The sequence below is a fragment of the Finegoldia sp. P3-F-LR genome (genome assembly GCF_052932165.1).
The window spans coordinates 92,370-108,882 of record NZ_JBRFJE010000001.1 but is presented as its reverse complement, the minus strand read 5'-3'; the positions used below and the strand labels follow the sequence as shown (position 1 = coordinate 108,882).

The window sequence follows — 16,513 nt, the reverse complement described above, 5'->3', positions numbered from 1 at the left end:
AAAAAGATAGAGTAAACATAGTTACTCTATCTAATAAAACTAATTATTTTAATTTTTCTCTTGCTGCTGCTTGAGCTGCTGCTAATCTTGCGATTGGAACTCTGTATGGGGAACAAGATACATAATCTAATCCAATTCTGTGACAGAATTCAACACTTTCAGGATCTCCACCATGTTCACCGCAAATACCTACGTGTAAATCAGGATTTGAAGATTTACCTCTTTCAATAGCAATTTTGATTAGCTGACCAACACCTTCTTGGTCTAATCTTTCAAATGGACTTCTTGAATAGATTTTCTTTTCTTTATATTCTGATAAGAACTTACCAGCATCATCTCTTGAGAAACCGAATGACATTTGAGTTAAGTCATTTGTACCAAAACTGAAGAAGTCAGCTTCTTCGGCAATTTCATCAGCCATTAAACAAGCTCTTGGTATTTCAATCATAGTACCAATTTCATAATCTAATTTTTGATTTGTTTCTTCAAATACTTGATTGATTTCTTCAATTATTTGATCCTTAACGTATTTTAATTCTCTCTTTTCTCCAACAAGCGGAATCATAATTTGAGGAACTATTTCATGTGAAGTTTCTTCTTTAACTTTTAGAGCAGCGCTAATAATTGCTCTTGCTTGCATTCTATAAATTTCTGGATAAGTTACAGCTAGTCTACAACCTCTGTGTCCAAGCATTGGGTTTACTTCGTGAAGTTCTAAAATAATATCATTTACTTCATCATAAGTTAAATCCATTTCTTTCGCTAATTCTTCAATATCATGTTTTTCTTTTGGTAAGAATTCATGAAGTGGTGGATCTAAAAGTCTAATAGTAACTGATAAATCTCCCATTTCTTTGTAAATGTTGTAAAAGTCTTCTTCTTGGAAAGGTCTTAATTTATCAAGAGCTTTTTGTCTTCTTTCGGTAGTGTTTGAGAGAATCATTTGTCTAACGATTGGAATTCTTTCTTCGTTGAAGAACATGTGCTCAGTTCTTGTTAATCCAATTCCTTCAGCACCAAATTCTTTTGCTTGATGTGCATCTTTTGGAGTATCTGCATTAGTTTTTACACCTAATCTTTTAATTTCATCAACCCATTGCATAAATTGGGCAAAGTTACCAGTAAGTTCTGGACTTACCTTAGAAATTTCTCCTTTATAAACATATCCAGTGCTACCATCTAATGAAATCAAATCTCCTTCTTTGATTTCGATGTTTTTACCTCTGATTACTTTGTTTTCTTCGTCTACTCTTATTTCACTAGCACCTGCTACACAACATGCACCCATTCCACGTGCAACTACTGCAGCGTGAGATGTCATACCTCCTCTGGCAGTTAATATACCTTCAGCTTTAATCATACCTTCAATATCTTCAGGAGATGTTTCTTGACGAACTAATATTGATTTAATGCCTTTAGATGCAGCTGTTTTACAATCTTCAGCACTAAAATAAACGTGACCACTAGCAGCTCCAGGTGAAGCAGCTAAACCTTTTGTAATAACTTCAGCATTTTCTAATTCTTTTTGATCAAAAGTAGGGTGTAGGAGTTGATTTAAACTATTTGGTTCGATTCTTAAAATAGCTTCTTCTTTTGAAATTAAACCTTCATTTACTTGATCTACTGCGACATTTAGTGCGCTGATAGCCGTTCTTTTTCCGTTTCTAGTTTGAAGTAAATATAATTTAGAATTTTCAATTGTGAATTCCAAATCTTGCATATCTCTGTAGTGTTCTTCTAATCTTTTAGTTATAGAATGGAATTGTTCATACACTTCAGGCATAACGTCTTGTAATTGACTGATTGGTTGAGGAGTTCTTATACCAGCAACAACATCTTCACCTTGTGCATTCATTAAGAATTCACCAAATAATTTGTTTTCACCTGTTGCAGGGTTTCTTGAGAATGCAACACCTGTTCCAGATGTATTTCCCATGTTACCGAATACCATTGATTGAATGTTTACTGCAGTACCTAATTTATCATCGATGCCGTTTAATTGTCTATAAATTTTGGCTCTAGGATTATTCCAAGATCTAAAAACTGCTTCTATTGCATATCTCAATTGATCGATAGGGTCTTGTGGAAAATCTTCGCCCATTTCTTCTTTGTAGATTTGTTTGAATTTTTCAACAATTTTCTTTAAATCTTCGCTATCAAGATCTGTATCATCTGTAACGTTTTTTTCTTCTTTCACTTTATCTAATTCGTTTTCAAATAATACTTTAGGAATTTCTCTTGCAACATCTGAAAACATTTGAATAAATCTTCTATAAGAATCATAAGCAAATCTTTCGTTATTAGTTGATTTGGCTAAACCGATAACAGATTTATCATTTAAACCTAGGTTTAAGATTGTGTCCATCATACCTGGCATAGATATTACAGCGCCAGAACGAACAGAAAATAGTAGAGGATTTTCTTCATCGGAAAATTTCTTGTTTAATTCTTTTTCTGTTTCTTCAATATGAGATTTGATTTCTTCAAATAATCCATCCCATAATTTTTCATCTTCTTGATAAAATTTGTTACAAGCTTCAGTAGTAATAGTAAATCCTGTTGGAACAGGTATATCCATATTAGTCATTTCGGCTAAGTTGGCACCTTTTCCACCAAGAAGGCTTCGCATGTCTTTATTACCTTCTTTAAAACTGTAAACATATTTTTCTGTCATTTAAAAAACTCCTTTTTAATCATTCATTTTTTTTAGATGTCTGATAATAACTTCTGCCGTTTCTTCAATTGCTCTGTCAGAAACGTTTATAATAGGACATCCGATTTTCTTCATTACCTTCTCAGCATAATCTAATTCGTCAAGTATTCTACCCAAATCAGAGTATGTACTTTCAGTTGGCAATCCCATAGATTTTAGTCTTTCTTTTCTGATTTTGTTTAGCTTATCAGGAGAGTTAGTAAGACCGATGACTCTTTTTGGTTCGATTTCAAAAAGTTCCTTTGGGACTGGTGACTCTGGTACAAGTGGAATGTTGCAAACTTTGTAATGCTTATTTGCAAGATACATAGATAATGGTGTTTTCGAAGTTCTAGAAACACCAATAATTGTTATATCAGCTCTAGCGACTCCTCTTGGATCTTTTCCATCATCATATCTTACAGCAAATTCAATTGCATCAATTCTTCTAAAATAATGTTCGTCAAGTTTACGTAATGCACCTGGATTTGTTGCCGGAGATCGTTTGGTTAGCCTTTGGATGGCTACAATTGATGGAGTTAAAATATCTACCGATATGAGATTATTCATATCACAAAATTTCTTTAAACTATCAATTAAACTTTCTTCAACTAAACTATAATATATGATAATATTATCCATTTCTAAGCATTTTTGTAATGTAGAATTAAGATGCTCGATAGATCGGATATGTCCAAATAAGTGAAATTTAGCATTTTCACAAGTAATATCAAATTGAGCTAAAGCGGCTCTTGCTATTTGATCACCTGTGTCCCCGGTAGAATCGGATAAAACTACCAGATTAATATTTTCCATAATTCACCCCTTTATTTGTATCATCAATTTAATTATACATCATTTTTTACAATTTTAAAGCAAATCTTTGTTATTTTATTTAAAATTATCACAAATTTAATTAAGTATAGATTATAGAAAAAGTATAATTTAATATAAATGTTTACTAGTGTTGTGTATTTATGATATCATTCTAGGTACAGAAATAATTAATAGAAGGTGATAAATTGAAAGATGATTTACAAAAAGATGAAGACAATAAAACTAGTCAAGTAAATAATGAGTCTTCAAAAAATAATAGTATTTATAAACTGAAAGAATCACAAAAATCACACTCATGGATTTGGGTTGTATCAATTCTTTTAGGTATTTATATATTGGTTTCAATATTTTTTAGCTTCATGACTTATCCTAACGCGAAAATTAATGGTGAAAATTTAGGTGTAAGAAAAATTTCTGATGTTAAAAATATTTTTGATGAACAAACCACATCAATTATCGGAAGAGATAATAAAACTGTTGAATTGAATAATTCACAAGCTGGTTTAAAACAAGTTGCTTTGGAAAATCAAACCTATGTGCAACATGGTTTTTTGTGGCCAGTAGAACTTATAAAAGGAATAGAAACAGATGTAAAAGTTAAGAAAAGTGTAGATTCTGATAAATTAAAAGAAACCTTAAAAAATAGTGAGTTATTTAAAAATATCAAAGAACCTAAAAACGCCCAATTGATTTTTGAAAACAAAAAAGCAATAATCAAACCTGAAGAATTAGGTAATAAGCTTGATTTGGATAAAGTTTGTGAATCCGTAATAAAAGGATTTAATGAACACAAGGATGAAATCAAATTATCTTCAGAATATATTAATCCTCAAGTTACAAAAAAATCATTGGAGCCAAACAAAAAAGAACTTGAAAATATTGCAAAAGCTTCTATTACCTTAAAATTGCCAAACGGAGAATCACAAAAAATAGAAGATAATTCTATATTTTTAGATGAGAATTATAAGTTTGAAGATAAAAAGGTTAGAATTTTTGTAGATGATTTAAAAGAAAAATTTGAAGTTGTTGGAAAAGATTTTGATTTTACAACTCATAATGGTAAATCTATTAAAGTTAAAGCAAAAGTTTTTGGAAATGAAATTAACAAAAAACAAACTGTAGCTTTAATTACTGATGCTTTGAAAAATGGGAAAACTATAGATAGTGATTTAGTTTATAGTAGAAGAAGTCGTAATAATGGAGTTTTAGGAAAGAGTTATATTGAAATAAGCTTGGGATCACAACATCTGTGGTATTTTAAAGATGGTAAACTAGTATTAGACACACCTGTTGTTACAGGAGATCCATCAATTGACCACGAAACACCAACAGGATTATTTGAAATTTGGTCAAAAGAAACTGATAGATTTTTAAGAGGATTTAATCCAGACGGATCAAAATATAAAGTTCATGTAGATTATTGGATGCAAATTGACTATACTGGTGTAGGAATTCACGATACAAAGGGAAGGGCCGCCTACGGTGGACAAATCTTTAATGGTGCTGGAAGTCATGGTTGTATAAATACTCCTATAAATCATGTTCGTACAATTTTCAATTCGGCTGAAAATGGAATGCCAGTTGTAATCTATTAAAAATTAGTCGATTATTTTATAATAGTCGACTTTTTTTATTGTAAAAAAATAAATATTAATGGTATTCTATATGTAAAGAAAAGGGGTAAATTATGGATTCAGATTTATTATTATTTTTGAGTAGTTTAAACACGAATTATAATTGGATAGGTCCAATTATTGAAAACTATAATACACTAGATGATATTATCTACGATAATGCAAAAAAACTTTTAGAAGTAGATCCTAAAATTTACGAATTTATTCTAAAAAATATGAAAAATTTCGATATAAATTTGTACAAAGAAAAATTATGGAAAAATAGTATAAAATTTACTACATATGGTGATTCAAAATATCCGAAAAAATTACTTGAAATAGATGATGCACCATATACTTTGTACTATAAAGGTGATTTGACTGGAGATTTCGATAATTGTGTTTCATTTGTAGGAGCTAGAAAATGTAGTCAATATGGATCTTATGCATGTAAAAAATTTGTATCTGAAATATCACAATATAAAATACCAGTTGTTAGTGGATTGGCTCTTGGTATAGACAAAATTTCTCATCAAACTTCTCTTGAAAATAATAATAAAACAATTGGAGTTTTAGGGTGTGGAATAGATCAAGTTTATCCAAGGAGTAATTATAGAGTGTTTCAAGATATGATTTCTTCACATAACGGAGTAATTATGAGTGAATATCCTTTTGGAATAGCACCATTGCCATATAATTTTCCATTTAGAAATAGAATTATTTCTGGTTTATCACTTGCCACTGTCGTTATTGAAGCAAAAGAGAAGAGCGGTACATTAATTACATCATCTTATGCCTTGTCTCAAGGTAGAGATATATTTGCAGTTCCCGGAAATATTAATTCAGTATATTCAACTGGAACTAATCAATTAATAAAAGATGGAGCTTACATATTAACCGACGTTTTGGATATTATAACTCAAATCCCTGAATTTCAAAATAAATATATAGAAAAGCCACAATTAAGTTTTGATTTGAATGATTTAGAACGTAAAATATATAATTTATTGAAAATTGACGCCAATTCACCAGATGAAATTTCTATAAAATTAAATGAAGATATATCTGATGTATTGATGAGTTTAACAAAAATGGAATTGTTGGGAATTGTTGTGGATATTGGAAGCAAATACTCATTAAAGTAGATTAAATAATGTGATATAATAACATTGGAATTTTATAGAGGAGAATGATATGGACAAAAAACAATTAGCTATTAATACTATTAGATTATTATCTGTAGAAATGATTCAAAAAGCGAATTCAGGCCACCCTGGACTTCCTTTAGGTGCAAGCCCTATGACATTTACATTATTTAATGACATAATGCATTTTTCACCGAAACACAGCGATTGGATAAATAGGGACAGATTTATTTTATCAGCTGGACATGGGTCTGCAATGTTATATTCGCTTTTACATTTATTTGGATTTGGAATAACCGTTGATGATTTAAAAGAATTTAGACAATACAACAGCTTAACACCAGGACATCCAGAATATTTGCATACAAAAGGAATTGATGCTACGACTGGTCCTTTAGGACAAGGATTGAGCATGGCTGTTGGTATGGCAATTGCTCAAGAATATATGGCTAGCCAATTTAATACTGAAAACCACAAAATTTTTGACAACTATACTTACACAATTGTTGGTGACGGTTGTCTTCAAGAAGGAATTACTAATGAAGCTAGTTCAATAGCTGGATCATTAAAACTTTCAAAATTGATTTGTTTATATGATTCTAACAATATAACAATTGAAGGCGATACAAAAAATATTTTCTCGGAAAATGTCAGAGCTAGATATGAAGCGTTAGGCTGGGATACTTATTTTGTAGAAGATGGAAATGATATAGAAAAAATAAGAGAAACTATAGAACTTGCGAAAACAACAGATAAACCATCATTTATTGAAATAAAAACAAAAATAGGTTATGGAAGTGTTGTTGAAGGAACTGCAAAAGCGCATGGAGCTCCAATTGGTGCAGAAAACATTCCAAGTTTAAAAGAAAAATTAGGATTGGACTTTACAGAAGAATTCTATATTCCTCAAGAAGTTAAGGAACTTTTTGCGCAATCAACTTCAGAAAAGGAAAAATATTATTCTGAATGGGAAAGTATGTTTGAAGACTACAAACACACTCACAAAGACCTTTATGATAAATTAATGAAATTCTTATCTAAAGAAATTGATGAAGAATATTTAACATCTAAAGAGTTTACTAGCTTCGAAAAAGATGATGCTACAAGATCATACTCACATGTTTTATTAAATAGATTAAAAGATAAACAATTAAATATTGTTGGAGGATCTGCGGATTTAGCTCCATCTAATAAAACATTTATGGATGGTTTAGATGTATTTACGCAAACAAATAGATCCGGAAGGAACATACAATTCGGTGTTAGAGAACACGCAATGGCTGCTATCACGAATGGTATAAGTTTATATGGTGGATTAATTCCTTATTGCGCTACATTTATGATTTTTTCAGATTATTTAAAACCAGCGATGAGATTGTCATCTTTAATGAAGAGACAAGTACTATATATATTGACTCATGATTCAATTGGTGTTGGAGAAGACGGACCTACTCATGAACCAATAGAACAATTAGCAATGCTTAGAACTATTCCAAATCTTAATACTATTAGACCTGCTGATGGCTTTGAAACATCAATGGCATACAAGATAGCATTAGAAAATAAAGAAACACCAACAGCTTTAGTATTGTCTAGACAAAAATTAGTTAATTTAAAAGAAACTAACGAACAAGCCTTAAAAGGAGGATATATTCTAAAAAAACAAGAGTCTCCTGATTTAGTAATAATAGCAACAGGTTCTGAAGTTAAACTTGCATTAGATGCAAGTGAAGCTCTTGAAAAAGAAGGAGTTAAGGCTCAAGTTGTATCAATGATGTGTCAAGAAATTTTTGACAAACAAGATCAAGAATACAAAGATTCTGTTATTCCGAAAAATGTTGAAAAAAGAGTTAGCATTGAATGTTTGTCAACTTATGGATGGCAAAAATATACTGGACTTAGTGGATTAAATATCGGAATAGATGAGTTCGGAATGAGCGCTCCAGGTAGTAAAATAATGGATCACTTTGGATTTACAACAGAAAAAATAGTTGAAAAAATAAAACAATATTTATAATCGACAGACCGTCAATAATTTTGTGTTGATGGTCTTTTTGTTTTAAAATTTTAATCGTTTTTAAAATTGAAATACTATTTCTTTTATGGTATATTTTTTATGGGAATATTAAAATATAGTTAAAGAATCGTAAAGAGGTGGATATGATAAATATTGTTCTTTTAGAACCTGAGAAACCTTCTAATACAGGAAATATAGGAAGAACTTGTGTTCTAACTAATTCTAGATTACATTTAGTTAGACCTTTTAGCTTTAGACTAGATGACAAATTATTAAAGAGGTCCGGCATGGATTATTGGGATAAAGTTGATTTAGTTATTCATGATGATATGAATGAATTTTTAGAATACATTAAAGGAAATGATAGAGTTTTTTATGTTGAAACTTTTGCAACAAATTATTATCATGAGCTTGAATATCAAGATGGTGATTTTTTCGTGTTCGGAAAGGAATCTTCAGGAATAAATAAAGATTTGGTAGCTAAGCACAATGATCATTCTATAAAGATTCCAATGAATATGGAAATTGATAGATCATTAAATTTAGCAAATTCGTGCAATATAGTTTTATTTGAAGCATTGAGACAGATAGATTTTCCAGGATTAAAGTAGGAGGTATTATGGATATTATAACTCCGGTTTTAGGTGGGTTGGCACTTTTCTTGTTCGGAATGACAATAATGGGTGAAGGTCTCCAAAAATCGTCAGGTAATAAATTAAAAAGGATAGTAGGTTCTTTAACTAGGAATAAATACATAGGTGTGTTACTAGGTATAGTAGTAACGATGGTAATACAATCATCTTCTGCAGCGACAGTAATGGTTGTGGGTTTTGTTAATGCAGGTTTAATGCCTTTGAATCAAGCTGTTGGTGTGATTATAGGGGCGAACGTCGGAACTACTATCACTGCACAAATAATCGCTTTTGACATTGCCAAATATGCACCATTAATTGTAGCTTTTGGTGTGCTTTTATATATGAGTGCAAAAGATGATAGGAAAAAAAATCTAGGCGAAGTTTTTGTTGGTCTAGGTTTAATTTTCATAGGAATGAATACTATGGGAGATGGATTGAATCCACTATCAAAAGAATTGTGGTTTAAAAATGCTTTATTAAAATTAAACTCACCGATAATTGGAGTTTTTGTAGGATTTTTCTTAACTACTGCAGTACAATCATCTTCGGCCTCTATTGGTTTAATACAAGCTTTGGGAAAACAGGGATTATTAACAATCAATCAAGCAGCTCCTCTTTTATTAGGGGGTAATATTGGTACTACTACTACTGCTTTACTTTCATCAGTAGGAGCAGGGAAAAATGCTAAAAGAGCAGCAATAATACATTTATTATTTAACGCAATTGGAACGATAATTGTACTATTATTTTTAAATAAATTGATGCAAAACATAGTATCTATGTTAACTCCATTAAATGTTTCAAGACAAATAGCAAATTATCATACTTTATTCAATATAATAAACGTTGCAATTCAACTTCCGGTTTCAAACTTTTTAGTTAAAGCTGCTATGAAAATTGTTCCAGGTGAAGAACACGCAAAAGACTTACAATATTTAGATGACAGAATTTTGGAAACTCCTTCTATTGCGGTTGAACAAGCTAGACTTGAAGTTATTAGAATGAGTGACATTGTATATCAAAATTTTAAAAATGTTGATGAATACTTTATGACAGGTAACAAAAAACTAAGATCAAAAATATTAGCAGAAGAAAAAAGAATTAATAATTTGGAAAAACATATCGTTGAGTATCTTGTAAAATTATCTAATAAATCTATTTCAGATGAAGAACATACACAAATTTTTATTATGCAAGATATGCTTAATGATCTCGAGAGAATAGGAGATCATGTTGAAAATATATGTGGAATTGTAACTCTTGTTTATGACGAAGAAAAAGAATTTAGCAAAGTAGCTATCGATGAATATAAAGATTTATATTCAAATGTAGAAAATGCAATTATAGATTCAACTATGGCATTTAAAAATAATGATCAATCATTGGCTTCTAAAGTCGCAAATATTGAAAATAATGTAGACTTTTTAGAAAAAAAATATAGACATAATCATATCAAACGAATTAACAACAATGAATGTGATTCTACAGTTGGAGTTAATTTCTTAGATATTCTATCGAATTTGGAAAGAATATCTGACCATTGCACAAATATATCCAATTATACTCTTCATATTGAGGTTTAAAATTTGATTAATAAGATTATATATCGGGTATATAATAAAAGTATGTATTATGAAATATTTCAAGGAGGATTAAATGAAAGTAGCAATTAGTGGATTTGGAAGAATAGGTAGAGATGTAACAAGAATTTTAATTCAAAAAAATGACCCTGATCTTGAATTAGTGGCATTGAATATTACAAGTGACCTTAAAACAAATGCACATCTTTTAAAGTATGACTCAATTTATCGTACTTTTGAAAAAGACGTTGAAGTATTAGCGGATGACAAGATTAAAATTGGTGATAGGGAAATAACTGTTGTAAATAACAGAAATCCAGAAGAATTACCTTGGAAAGAATTAGGTGTTGATCTAGTTATCGATTCAACGGGTGCTTTTAAAGACAAAGAAGGTTTATCAAAACATATTAAAGCTGGTGCAAAGAAAGTATTATTAACTGCTCCAGGTAAATCAGATGTTAAAATGATCGTAGTTGGAGTAAATGACAAAGAATATGACCCAGAAAATGATGAGATTATTTCCAATGCATCATGTACAACTAACTGTTTAGCTCCAGTAGCTAAAGTTTTAGATGATGAATTTGGAATTGAAAAAGGGTTAATGACAACAATTCACGCTTATACTAATGATCAAAACATTCAAGACGCTCACCACAAGGATTTAAGACGTGCAAGAGCAGCTGCTTTAAGTATGATTCCTACAACTACAGGTGCTGCTAAAGCTGTTGGTAAAGTTCTACCACAATTAGAAGGTAAAATGACAGGACTTGCAGTTCGTGTACCAACACCTACTGGATCTATTACTGATTTAACAGTTCTTTTAGGTAAGGAAGTTACAAAAGAAGATATCAATAATGCTATGAAAAAAGCTAGTGAAGGCGAATTAAAAGGAATCTTAGGATATTCTGAAGATCAATTAGTATCTTCAGACATCATTGGAGATGAAAGAAGTTCAATATTTGATGCTGATATGACTTATGCTTTAGGAAATATGGTAAAAATTGCTTCTTGGTATGATAACGAATGGGGTTATAGTTCAAGAGTATTTGATTTAGCAAAGATTATAGCTACAAGATAATAAAACTATTTAGAGTCGATGGTAAAATATTTTTGCAATCGACTCTTTTCAAAGAAAGGTTAATCTATGAATAAAAAAACACTAAAAGATTTAAATGTTGAAAATAAAAGAGTATTAGTTAGAGTAGACTTTAATGTTCCAATTAAAGATGGTATTATTACTGATACGAATAGAATAGAAGCATCTATCGCAACAATAAAGTATTTAATAGATAATAATGCTAAAGTTATTTTAATGAGTCACCTAGGTAGACCAAAAGGTGAACCAAAACCTGAATTCACATTAAAGCCGGTTGCAGAAAAGCTTTCTGAAATTATTGGTCAAGAAGTAAACTTTGTTGATAATGATAAAGTTGTGGATAATTCTGTTATTGAGCAAAGTAAACAATTACAACCCAAAGAAATTATGTTAATTCAAAACACAAGATATAGAAAAGAAGAAGAAAAAAATGATGAAGAATTTTCTAAAGAATTATCACAATTAGCTGATTTATATGTAAACGATGCTTTTGGAACCAGTCATAGAGCTCACGCATCAAACGTTGGAGTGTCTAAGTTTTTACCGAGTGCTGTAGGATTTTTAGTCCAAAAAGAAATAGAAATCATGGGAAAAGCTCTTGATGATCCGCAAAGACCTTTTACAGCAATATTAGGTGGTGCAAAAGTTTCTGATAAAATTGGAGTTATAGAAAACTTATTGGATAAAGTTGATACTATACTAATAGGTGGGGCTATGGCATTTACATTCATTAAGTCACAAGGAAAAAATGTCGGTAAATCCTTAATTGAAGAAGATAAATTAGATTTAGCAAAATCATTATTAGAAAAAGCTCAAGAAAAAGGAGTTAAAATATTCTTGCCAGTTGATTTTATCGCAGCTAAAGAAATGACAGAAGAATCTGATTCAAAAGTAATTGGTATAGATGAGTTTACAGACGATATTGCAGGATTTGATATTGGAACTAAAACAATAAAGATTTTTGACGAAGAAATACAAAAATCCAAGACTATTGTATGGAATGGGCCAATGGGTGTATTTGAAATTAAACAATTTAGTAAAGGTACTTTTGAAGTTGCAAATTCTTTAGTAAAATCTGATGCTACAACTATTGTTGGTGGCGGAGATAGTGCTTCAGCAATTGCAAAATCTGGAAATAAAGACAAAGTAACACATGTTTCAACAGGCGGCGGAGCTTCTTTGGAATTTTTAGAAGGCAAAGTCTTACCTGGTATTGATTGTATTGATGAGAGATAATAATATGAGAAAACCATTAATTGCAGGAAACTGGAAAATGAATATGACAGATGGAGAGACTAAGCATTTCTTAAATGATTTAAAGAATCTGAGAGTTGCTGATAATGTCGAAGCTTGCATTATATCTCCATTCACATCACTAAAAACTCTTACAGAAGCCTTAAAACATACAAATATTTCTACTGGAGCACAAAATATGTATTTCGAAGATAGCGGTGCTTTTACAGGAGAAATTTCTCCAAATATGCTTAAAGATTTGGGAGTGGAATATGTTATAATTGGTCATTCTGAAAGAAGAACTATATTTAAAGAAGATGATGAACTATTAAATAAGAAAATAATATCAGCTTTAACTCATAAACTTAAACCAATACTTTGCTGCGGAGAAAACTTAGAACAAAGAGAATCTAACAATCATGAAAAAATTGTGGAATCACAAATAAAATCAGACTTAAAAGGAATAAGTGAAGAAGAATTAAGATCTAAACTAGTAATCGCTTACGAGCCAATATGGGCTATTGGAACCGGTAAAACAGCTTCAAGTGACGATGCACAATCAATGTGTAAATTTATAAGAAATTTATTGGAAGAAATGTATAGCAAAGATCTGGCTGATTCAATTAGAATACAATATGGCGGAAGTGTAAAACCTGAAAATGTAACTGATATTATGTCAAAAGAAGACATTGATGGAGCTTTAGTAGGGGGTGCAAGTTTAGAAGCAGAAAGTTTTTCTAAACTAATTAATTATGGGAAATAAGAAAGACAAATTAATTCTTGTAATCTTAGATGGTTGGGGATTAGGCAAAGACTATCCAGGAAATGTTATTAAATTAGCTGATACTCCAACTTTTGATAGACTAATAAGTGAATATCCAAATTCACAATTGATTGCTTCAGGAAATGAAGTAGGTCTTCCAGCAGGCCAAATGGGAAATTCCGAAGTAGGACATATGAATATTGGTTCTGGTAGAATAATTTATCAAGATTTAAGTAAAATTACTAATGACATAGAATCTGGAAAATTTTATGAAAATAAAGTTTTAAAAAATATTATCTTAAAAACTAAAGAAAAAAATAAAAAACTTCATCTACTAGGATTAGTTTCTTTTGGTGGAGTTCATTCTCATTATGACCACCTTGTAGCAATTCTTAAAATGTGCAAAAAATTAGATTTTCATGATGTAGTAATACATTGTTTTACAGATGGTAGAGATGTGTCACCAACATCTGCAATAACAGACTTAAAACAATTACAAGACGATATAAAAGAAATTGGTGTAGGTAAAATTGCATCTGTTAGTGGTCGCTATTATGCAATGGATAGAGACAAGAGATGGGACAGAGTAGAAAAAGCATATAATTGCATAACTAATGGTGAAGGAAATAAAAGTAACGATCCAATAAAATATTTACAAGATAGTTATGATAAAAATATCACTGATGAATTTATTGAACCTTGTTCAATAGTCGATGAAAATAATAACGCAATAAAAGTTGAAAATGAAGATTCTTTTGTATTCTTTAATTTCAGACCAGATAGAGCAAGACAACTTACAAGAGCTTTTGTAGACGATGATTTTGATGGTTTTGAAAGAACAAAATACAAAGGTATTTCATTTGTAACAATGACAGAATACGATAAAACTATCAAAAATGTACAAATAGCTTATCCAAAACAAGGGTATAATAATGTATTAGGACAAATTATTTCTGAATACGGATTAAAGCAATTAAGAATTGCAGAAACTGAAAAATATGCACATGTAACATTTTTCTTTAATGGAGGTATCGAAAAAGAATTCAAAAATGAAGATAGGATACTAGTTCCATCTCCAAAAGTATCAACTTACGATCTTAAGCCAGAGATGAGTGCTGTAGAAGTTAAAAATCATGTTGTTGATGTTATAAATAAAGATATATACGACTTGATAATATTAAACTTTGCGAATTCAGATATGGTTGGTCATACTGGTGTAATTTCTGCTGATAAGATAGCCGTTGAAACCGTTGATAAATGTTTAGAGGAAATATTACAAGCTATAGATAAAAACGGAAATTACCATGCTTTGATAACTGCTGATCATGGGAATAGTGAATATTTGATTGATGAAATGACAGGTGGCCCATTCACGGCACATACAACTAATCCTGTGCCTTTCATAGAATATCCTGACAAGGATATCGAGTTGAATAATGGTATTTTAGCTGATATAGCACCAACAATTTTAGAATTGATGAAAATAGATAAGCCTTCAGAAATGACAGGTAAATCTTTAATTAAAAAAGGAGAATAAATAATGAGCTCAATAATTGACATTTATGCAAGAGAAGTTTTAGATTCTAGGGGAAATCCTACAGTTGAAGTTGAAGTTTATACTGAAGCAGGAGCAATGGGATCAGCGATAGTTCCTTCAGGTGCTTCTACTGGAGTACACGAAGCAGTAGAATTAAGAGACAATGATGAAAAAAGATTTTTAGGAAAAGGTGTTGAAACTGCTGTTGATAATGTAAACTTAGAAATAGCAGATGAATTAGTAGGTTGGGATGTATTTGACCAAGTTGGAATAGATAATTATCTAATAGAATTAGATGGCACTGAAAATAAATCTAGACTTGGTGCAAATGCTATTTTAGGTGTTTCTTTAGCTGTTGCAAAAGCTGCTGCAGATGAAAATGGACAAAGATTATTTGAATATATTGGAGGCGTAAACGGTAAGACTTTACCTGTACCAATGATGAACATTCTAAATGGTGGACAACACGCTGATAATAATGTAGACATTCAAGAATTTATGATTATGCCTGTAGGTGGAGAAAACTTCAAAGAATCTTTAAGAATCGGTACTGAGGTATTTCATAATTTAAAGAATGTATTAAAGTCTAGAAAATTAAATACTGCTGTAGGAGATGAAGGTGGTTTTGCACCAAATCTCGAATCTAATGAGGAAGCATTACAAACTATAGTTGAGGCTATTAAAAAAGCTGGCTATGAACCAGGAAAAGATGTAATGATTGCTATAGATGCTGCAGCTAGTGAATTCTATGAAGATGGTAAGTACAATATGGCTGGAGACAATGCAGTTAGATCAAGTGATGAAATGATTGAGTATTATAAAAACTTAGTTGAAAAATATCCTATTATTTCTATTGAAGACGGATTAGCTGAAGATGATTGGGATGGTTGGAAAAAACTAACTAAAGAATTAGGTTCAAAAATTCAATTAGTTGGCGATGATTTATTTGTAACAAATGTTAAGAGATTACAAAAAGGTATAGAAATGGGTGTATGTAACTCCATTCTAATTAAATTAAATCAAATAGGAACTTTAACTGAAACTCTTGATGCCATAGAACTAGCTAAAAGACATGGATACACTGCCGTAATATCTCATAGATCGGGAGAAACAGAAGATACTACTATAGCCGATGTTGCCGTTGCAACTAATGCTGGACAAATTAAAACTGGCTCAACATCAAGAACTGATAGAATCTGTAAATATAATCAATTATTAAGAATTGAAGATATGCTAGAATCCACTGCAGTATACGATGGAATAAAGACTTTTTATAATTTAAGCAAATAATTAAAAATACAAGGAATCACAGCGATTATTAGCTGTGATTCCTATTAATTAGGTGAAAAATGTTAATCACTACGG

12 protein-coding genes are annotated in these 16,513 nt (G+C 30.6%); 10 read left to right on the top strand and 2 right to left on the bottom strand.

Annotated elements, in window-relative coordinates:
- Positions 1–43: 43 nt before the first annotated feature.
- Entirely contained in the window at positions 44–2,674 is a 2,631-nt protein-coding gene (ppdK, locus tag ACU68U_RS00520) for a pyruvate, phosphate dikinase (RefSeq protein WP_094207158.1), read from the bottom strand.
- A 15-nt stretch (positions 2,675–2,689) separates the two neighbouring features.
- Entirely contained in the window at positions 2,690–3,508 is an 819-nt protein-coding gene (locus ACU68U_RS00515) for a pyruvate, water dikinase regulatory protein (RefSeq protein WP_094205708.1), read from the bottom strand.
- Positions 3,509–3,714: 206 nt separating this feature from the next.
- On the opposite strand from ACU68U_RS00515, the gene ACU68U_RS00510 reads away from it, so the two are divergent.
- The 10 genes from ACU68U_RS00510 to eno all read left to right on the top strand — a co-directional run bounded on the left by ACU68U_RS00510 (position 3,715) and on the right by eno (position 16,438).
- Positions 3,715–5,124: a L,D-transpeptidase family protein gene (locus ACU68U_RS00510; RefSeq protein ID WP_094207156.1), complete on the top strand. Its 1,410-nt coding sequence runs from the start codon at positions 3,715–3,717 to the stop codon at positions 5,122–5,124.
- 92 nt (positions 5,125–5,216) lie between these two features.
- On the top strand, positions 5,217–6,287 hold the full coding sequence (dprA, locus tag ACU68U_RS00505) for a DNA-processing protein DprA (RefSeq protein ID WP_094207155.1): 1,071 nt from the start codon (positions 5,217–5,219) through the stop codon (positions 6,285–6,287).
- A 49-nt stretch (positions 6,288–6,336) separates the two neighbouring features.
- Complete coding sequence (tkt, locus tag ACU68U_RS00500) at positions 6,337–8,304, top strand: transketolase (RefSeq protein WP_446762514.1); 1,968 nt, start codon at positions 6,337–6,339, stop codon at positions 8,302–8,304.
- A gap of 143 nt (positions 8,305–8,447) precedes the next feature.
- Positions 8,448–8,915: a tRNA (cytidine(34)-2'-O)-methyltransferase gene (locus ACU68U_RS00495; protein ID WP_094208627.1), complete on the top strand. Its 468-nt coding sequence runs from the start codon at positions 8,448–8,450 to the stop codon at positions 8,913–8,915.
- Positions 8,916–8,923: 8 nt separating this feature from the next.
- Positions 8,924–10,522, top strand: a complete 1,599-nt coding sequence (locus ACU68U_RS00490; RefSeq protein ID WP_446762513.1) for a Na/Pi cotransporter family protein — start codon at positions 8,924–8,926, stop codon at positions 10,520–10,522.
- Positions 10,523–10,595: 73 nt separating this feature from the next.
- Entirely contained in the window at positions 10,596–11,597 is a 1,002-nt protein-coding gene (gap, locus tag ACU68U_RS00485; RefSeq protein WP_094207151.1) for a type I glyceraldehyde-3-phosphate dehydrogenase, read from the top strand.
- Positions 11,598–11,663: 66 nt separating this feature from the next.
- The gene (locus ACU68U_RS00480; RefSeq protein WP_154272611.1) at positions 11,664–12,851 is read left to right on the top strand and encodes a phosphoglycerate kinase; all 1,188 of its coding nucleotides are present in this window, start codon (positions 11,664–11,666) and stop codon (positions 12,849–12,851) included.
- A 4-nt stretch (positions 12,852–12,855) separates the two neighbouring features.
- Complete coding sequence (gene tpiA, locus ACU68U_RS00475) at positions 12,856–13,611, top strand: triose-phosphate isomerase (RefSeq protein WP_154272612.1); 756 nt, start codon at positions 12,856–12,858, stop codon at positions 13,609–13,611.
- Positions 13,601–15,148, top strand: coding sequence for a 2,3-bisphosphoglycerate-independent phosphoglycerate mutase (gene gpmI / locus ACU68U_RS00470; protein WP_154272613.1), 1,548 nt, complete (start codon positions 13,601–13,603; stop codon positions 15,146–15,148). Before tpiA ends, gpmI begins: the two co-directional genes overlap by 11 nt.
- A gap of 3 nt (positions 15,149–15,151) precedes the next feature.
- Positions 15,152–16,438 carry a phosphopyruvate hydratase gene (gene eno, locus ACU68U_RS00465; protein ID WP_094205699.1) on the top strand — a complete coding sequence of 429 codons (1,287 nt, stop codon included), beginning with the start codon at positions 15,152–15,154 and terminating at the stop codon, positions 16,436–16,438.
- Positions 16,439–16,513 lie beyond the last annotated feature (75 nt).

Bases quoted from the DNA above. Each gene is read 5' to 3' on its own strand.
- ppdK (WP_094207158.1), bottom strand. From the start codon at position 2,674: ATGACAGAAAAATATGTTTACAGTTTTAAAGAAGGTAATAAAGACATG.
- ACU68U_RS00515 (WP_094205708.1), bottom strand. From the start codon at position 3,508: ATGGAAAATATTAATCTGGTAGTTTTATCCGATTCTACCGGGGACACA.
- dprA (WP_094207155.1), top strand. From the start codon at position 5,217: ATGGATTCAGATTTATTATTATTTTTGAGTAGTTTAAACACGAATTAT.
- tkt (WP_446762514.1), top strand. From the start codon at position 6,337: ATGGACAAAAAACAATTAGCTATTAATACTATTAGATTATTATCTGTA.
- ACU68U_RS00495 (WP_094208627.1), top strand. From the start codon at position 8,448: ATGATAAATATTGTTCTTTTAGAACCTGAGAAACCTTCTAATACAGGA.
- ACU68U_RS00490 (WP_446762513.1), top strand. From the start codon at position 8,924: ATGGATATTATAACTCCGGTTTTAGGTGGGTTGGCACTTTTCTTGTTC.
- gap (WP_094207151.1), top strand. From the start codon at position 10,596: ATGAAAGTAGCAATTAGTGGATTTGGAAGAATAGGTAGAGATGTAACA.
- ACU68U_RS00480 (WP_154272611.1), top strand. From the start codon at position 11,664: ATGAATAAAAAAACACTAAAAGATTTAAATGTTGAAAATAAAAGAGTA.
- tpiA (WP_154272612.1), top strand. From the start codon at position 12,856: ATGAGAAAACCATTAATTGCAGGAAACTGGAAAATGAATATGACAGAT.
- gpmI (WP_154272613.1), top strand. From the start codon at position 13,601: ATGGGAAATAAGAAAGACAAATTAATTCTTGTAATCTTAGATGGTTGG.
- eno (WP_094205699.1), top strand. From the start codon at position 15,152: ATGAGCTCAATAATTGACATTTATGCAAGAGAAGTTTTAGATTCTAGG.